The organism is Hallella sp. (genome assembly GCF_037460745.1).
GTDB lineage: Bacteria > Bacteroidota > Bacteroidia > Bacteroidales > Bacteroidaceae > Prevotella > Prevotella faecis.
In genome coordinates this window covers 1-4,771 of the sequence record NZ_JAXVAE010000015.1, presented here as the reverse complement: position 1 = coordinate 4,771, position 4,771 = coordinate 1, and the positions used below count along the sequence as shown (strand labels likewise).

The 4,771-nt window shown below is 44.9% G+C and carries 6 protein-coding genes and 1 pseudogene; all 7 read right to left on the bottom strand.

The window, feature by feature from the left end:
• Positions 1-45: 45 nt before the first annotated feature.
• Positions 46-225: a hypothetical protein gene (locus WKK33_RS00210; RefSeq protein WP_337801344.1), complete on the bottom strand. Its 180-nt coding sequence runs from the start codon at positions 223-225 to the stop codon at positions 46-48.
• A 91-nt stretch (positions 226-316) separates the two neighbouring features.
• Positions 317-1,123: a hypothetical protein gene (locus WKK33_RS00205; RefSeq protein WP_337801345.1), complete on the bottom strand. Its 807-nt coding sequence runs from the start codon at positions 1,121-1,123 to the stop codon at positions 317-319.
• Positions 1,124-1,137: 14 nt separating this feature from the next.
• Positions 1,138-1,275 (bottom strand): annotated as a pseudogene (locus WKK33_RS00200) (dTDP-4-dehydrorhamnose 3,5-epimerase); the annotation flags it as partial.
• Positions 1,276-1,645: 370 nt separating this feature from the next.
• Positions 1,646-1,927: an STAS-like domain-containing protein gene (locus tag WKK33_RS00195; RefSeq protein ID WP_337931969.1), complete on the bottom strand. Its 282-nt coding sequence runs from the start codon at positions 1,925-1,927 to the stop codon at positions 1,646-1,648.
• Between the two features lie 122 nt (positions 1,928-2,049).
• Complete coding sequence (locus WKK33_RS00190) at positions 2,050-2,688, bottom strand: hypothetical protein (RefSeq protein ID WP_337801347.1); 639 nt, start codon at positions 2,686-2,688, stop codon at positions 2,050-2,052.
• A 12-nt stretch (positions 2,689-2,700) separates the two neighbouring features.
• Positions 2,701-3,927 carry an AAA family ATPase gene (locus WKK33_RS00185; RefSeq protein ID WP_337801348.1) on the bottom strand — a complete coding sequence of 409 codons (1,227 nt, stop codon included), beginning with the start codon at positions 3,925-3,927 and terminating at the stop codon, positions 2,701-2,703.
• Between the two features lie 270 nt (positions 3,928-4,197).
• Complete coding sequence (locus WKK33_RS00180) at positions 4,198-4,578, bottom strand: GxxExxY protein (RefSeq protein ID WP_337801349.1); 381 nt, start codon at positions 4,576-4,578, stop codon at positions 4,198-4,200.
• Between the last annotated feature and the right edge of the window lie 193 nt (positions 4,579-4,771).

The following is a 4,771-nucleotide window of genomic DNA, read 5'->3' as shown; positions in this document are numbered from 1 at the left end:
AAATATCAAATATATAACTATAGTTAAGCGATTAATATCGCATCACTAGTAATAATTGTCCATAGAAAAATAGTCTGTTATACCGAATACGGCAACATCTGATTTCTCCAAGGCATCTATATATTTCTCCCAGATTCCATCTAGGTTTCCATATTGATCATTTTTGGCAGTTCCTGGGGTATGTATATGCAAATCCCATTTACGCCATTCAGAACCTCTATTCATAACTACTATTGTATTAAAAGGCTAAACCGGAGTCGCACCGGTACTTCCTGACTCAGTATCAGGCGTGCTAGCTGTTACACTATTAGAAGCCTTACCATTTCTTAAAAGGTTGACGTTGTGCTTCATGCAATAACTTTCCTGTCAAAGAATCACAACGTTCAAAGTTATCATTTCTCCACTGCTCTATATCTATATGATTAGCTATAGATAAACACTTATTCCCATACAAATAAAACTCACCATTATCAACATAACCAATGTCTATTGAATTACCTTTTCCATACAATGCTATTATCTGAGGTTTTCCTCCGACATCTGCTACCAGATTAGACTTGATTGTATGAATAAAGCAATGAAATACGTATCGACTTGTATTTGCATTATCATCGGAAAGATGTTTGACATAAATGTTTTTAAATGTGTCTCTTCCAGACCCTGTTACGTAGTAATGACCTTCTTCGTTCTGCAAGTTTATTTTCTCACAAAACAACTGTTTATCATAAACATACTTCCACAAAGAAAGTTCTGAATCACAACGCAACATATACAAAATTTCAAAAGTGCCAATGTCTTTTGTGTAAAAATCGGCCAATGCTGATTTTATATAACCAGTAACCTTACTAACCTTTGTTTTTTCATCATCTTCATGGGCAAAGAATGCGTCTCTGTCTATCAGAGTAACCAAAGAGGATAAAATAAAAGCAGGAAACATAACTTTTCCGCATAAAGCAAAGGCATCAGGAAAATTATAACAAGCAAAAACTTTCTTACCCATGTCATAATTCCATTTTCCATCCCCCCATGAATAACGACTATCGGCTGCTATATAAAGGGAACCTATAATTTTCTTGTCCCTTCCTCTTGTTTGAATTCCTGCCCAGGCAACTAAGAGAGTCATTTGTATGGTTCGTGTTAGTATAAATCTACGTTGATATCGAATGGTGAATCGAAGTCTTTCAGCATTGCATGCTTCGTATCTTTCTCTGAGAGATTGGCATGCTCGGTTGGGATTTTCCAATCAATGCCAAGACTATCATCGAGGATTGGTAGGCGATAAAGAGCAGGAAGGCATCGGCCATGATAGCTGCCTTGTCCTCTGTAAAGGACGCCATAATCTAACGATGTGGGTAACAGGATGTAACCTTTCTTGTCGTCAACCCGTACCTTTTCGAACAGTCCCGCCTTCGGCTTGAGTTGCGGATAATCTTGGTAGAAGTGCGCACGCGATTGCTCAAACCACCTGATGTCGTCGACCAATTCCTTACAGGAATCGTAATGGCGTTCAGGAGGAACAACACAAATAGGATACAGGTTCATATCCTTGTCTTGCAATGCGTTCGTCATAATATTTTTATATTTCACAAAGCGACTTCTGACCTTGCGCTCCAGTGTGCTGGCAGTCAGCCATGTAAATCGGGAGTTAGTTGTACCGCTGCAGATAGTCACGAAGGCGAAGGGCTTGCTGCTTGGTTATCTTAACAAAGCCAACGTATTGTTTTAGTTTGTCTTTTCCCTCCTCGTCGATGATTCTGCCCAACGACACGTTCAGGAAGACTGAGGGTAAGGAGGTTACACCATCCATATCTACCGAGAGCCTGTCGTTATTGGCTATCGCCTCTTTGATGCTCTTATATAAATATTGGCCTGCAACAGAATAGACCTTGCTCTGTTGAAGCGCTGTGTTCATATTAAATACGCACATGGTATTATTCTTTTATAAGCATCTGTAAGATCTCTGGGAAACTTTTGATTGTCTGCGGGAACCTCATTCGCGTGCCTCTTCCATGTCCTCCTTGGGGATGCCACGGAGGGCTGACGGTGGGATTAGAGGTTTATCAGGGTTTGCATATCGAGCTCATACTCGGGGTTTCGGTTGGGTACTGCCACGTAATGGATGTTCAGGTCGGGAATGGACAAGGGGTGGTAATACTTTTGGGACAGCTCGTTTCGGATGACCTTATGGCGTTTGGCGCACAGGGGCTTAGCGAATCGTCCGTCGTTGCTCGACAGCTTGTTAAGCGCATCAAGTTGGCGGTTTGTGGGCTCGTAAGACACTATCACTCCGTGGTACTCCCAGTCGACTTGTGTTTGCAATATGCTTGCCTTTGCCTTAAGCCTCATGAGCGTTCCTATGATTTGCTCTCGTGCATGGAATATCTGACTGGAGTCGAAGGTGCTCTTCAGCTCGCATAGGAACATACATTTCTTGTTGTTGACCTCGGCGCAGAATATTCCATCGCAGTTTAATCTCATCGGGTCGGGACAGCCTGCCTTATCGTAAAACGAGATGGTTGCCTTTGCCAACTCGCGCGGGAAGACGTATCCACAGACATCCTTAACAACGAACCTTTGAAAGTCGCTGGGGGTTCTCGGATTGGTTTCTACAACTTCGCATTGGGTGTTGAACGAATGGGCCTCGAACCTCGGATACAGGAGGTTAAACTCTGCTATTGCGGTGTTCATCGACTGGCGAGATTACATATTGATATCAATGCCTATGCTTTCTGCCAATTCGTCGAGCGTTGCCGACAAGTCGATCTGTTGCCTCACGGTCTCATCGAAGGTGGTGAGGGGCAGGCCGACGGTGGGTTGCTGCTCTTCGATCGTCACCTTTTCGCCTTCGCGCTTGAAATAACAGCTTCCTACCTTGCTCCTATCGAGATAGAGCTTCTTGTTGTGGTGATGGTCCTCGCAGAACTTGTCGAAGGTCGGGGGCGACACCTTGCGTATCTCTCCCAGCATCAACAATTGGTTCATGCGGTTCAGCATATAGTCGCTGTGGGTGGTCATCTGTATCATCATTCCGTTGTTGATGCATCTTGCAAGCATATCCATAACGAGCGATTGCTTCTTGGGGTGCACATGGGCCTCGGGCTCTTCAAAAAGCATGCTGTTGTAGAGGCTCTTGCCGTTTTGAAGCATCAACAAGAAGGGCATGAGCTCTTTGACGGATGAGGCGGCCGCTGATACGGGGATCTTCGCGCCCGACTCAAAAACGATGTAGATATTGCCATTCTCCACAACAATCTTTCCGTCGACAAGGCGGGCTATGTAATTGGAATATAGCTGAATGTCGGGGCTTGCCACACGCGACGGTGTTTTGAGGTCGTCAAACTGGCGTAGGAACTCGCGATACATTCCGATCGGCGTGGTGGTGTTAGATCCTATGAATGCTGCGCGCGCCGGGGGGAGCAGGAGTTGGAAGAAGTAGGGCTGATTGAATATCTTTTCCGCAAGATATTTGTTGAGCGTGAAGCTCATCAGCAGGGTCTGGTCTGCCAGATGCATCGGAAACACTTCCGTCTTGCCGTTCATGCTGCAACGACTGAAGCTGGTGCTTTCGTCATCGTCGAGGCACTTCACTTGGAGTGGCATATCGTCGTCGAGGTCGAACACGTAGTTGACATGACACGAAAAGTCGCTATAGCCCAACAGATAGCCAAGGTAGGCACTTGTGTTATTGTTTAGCCACAGTCTGAAATCCTTGAATTTAACGTCAAGCTCGAGTTTGTTTCCCTTAACCTTTTGTTCAACAAACTCTTGCATTCTAATAGCCGTCAAGGCAGAGGTTAGGTTGTAAACGAGGAATGCGGTATAGCTCTTACCCAGACCCGACTCGCCCGTGAAGACCATGAATGGCTTGAGGGTGATCTCGGAGTTGGTTATGGGTCCTAACTTATCTATTAAAATGCGAATATCCATAGGAAATAATCGTTTTGCAAACGTGGAGGGTTGGTTCAAACGGATTCTGTGATCCGTGGGAGATACTATTTCTTTTGGTTGCCCACAGATTACGCAGATTTACACAGATGGCTACGCTACTGGATGATATCTGTGGGATTCTGTGAGATCAGTGGGAGAGATTTTTCTTTGCTCGCATTGCGAGCGGGGCGCCCACAGATTACGCAGATTTGCACAGATGGCTACGCTGCAGGATGTTATCTGTGGGATTCTGTGAGATCAGTGGGAGATTTATATGTAGCCGTTGATTTTACGATGGATGCTATGTTCCATGTCGGCGGTATTGAAATTGACAAGGAGACCGACGGGTTTGTGAGCCAGACGCAGGTAGGTGAGCAGTTGCTTGTGATGGACGGGTTTCAATTCCTCTACGGATTTCAGTTCGATGATTACCGTATCCTCCACAAGTAAGTCGATACGGTAATCAATGGGGAGAATGAAGCCTTGGTATTCTACATCGATTTTCACCTGGGTGGCTACAGCCAGTCCGTCCTGACGTAACTGATAGCATAGGGCGGCCTCGTAAACTGACTCGAGAAGGCCTGGCCCCAAGGTGTTATATACCTTAAATATTGCCCCGCGTATCTTGTAGGTTATATCGTTTACTTTCATGATCCTTCAACGTTAGCCCGCAGAAAATATCAGGGGAAGTCTGTGGGAGACTAATATATTCGCTTCCCTCATGGGGTTGTCCCGCAGATGACACAGATTTGCACAGATGGCTACGCTACTGGATGTTATCTGTGAGATTCTGCTTTCTATGTTAAAATCCAAATATTTTGACCATTATTTTTAATTTATGCTG

Bases quoted from the DNA above. Each gene is read 5' to 3' on its own strand.
- WKK33_RS00210 (WP_337801344.1), bottom strand. From the start codon at position 225: ATGAATAGAGGTTCTGAATGGCGTAAATGGGATTTGCATATACATACC.
- WKK33_RS00205 (WP_337801345.1), bottom strand. From the start codon at position 1,123: ATGACTCTCTTAGTTGCCTGGGCAGGAATTCAAACAAGAGGAAGGGAC.
- WKK33_RS00195 (WP_337931969.1), bottom strand. From the start codon at position 1,927: ATGTGCGTATTTAATATGAACACAGCGCTTCAACAGAGCAAGGTCTAT.
- WKK33_RS00190 (WP_337801347.1), bottom strand. From the start codon at position 2,688: ATGAACACCGCAATAGCAGAGTTTAACCTCCTGTATCCGAGGTTCGAG.
- WKK33_RS00185 (WP_337801348.1), bottom strand. From the start codon at position 3,927: ATGGATATTCGCATTTTAATAGATAAGTTAGGACCCATAACCAACTCC.
- WKK33_RS00180 (WP_337801349.1), bottom strand. From the start codon at position 4,578: ATGAAAGTAAACGATATAACCTACAAGATACGCGGGGCAATATTTAAG.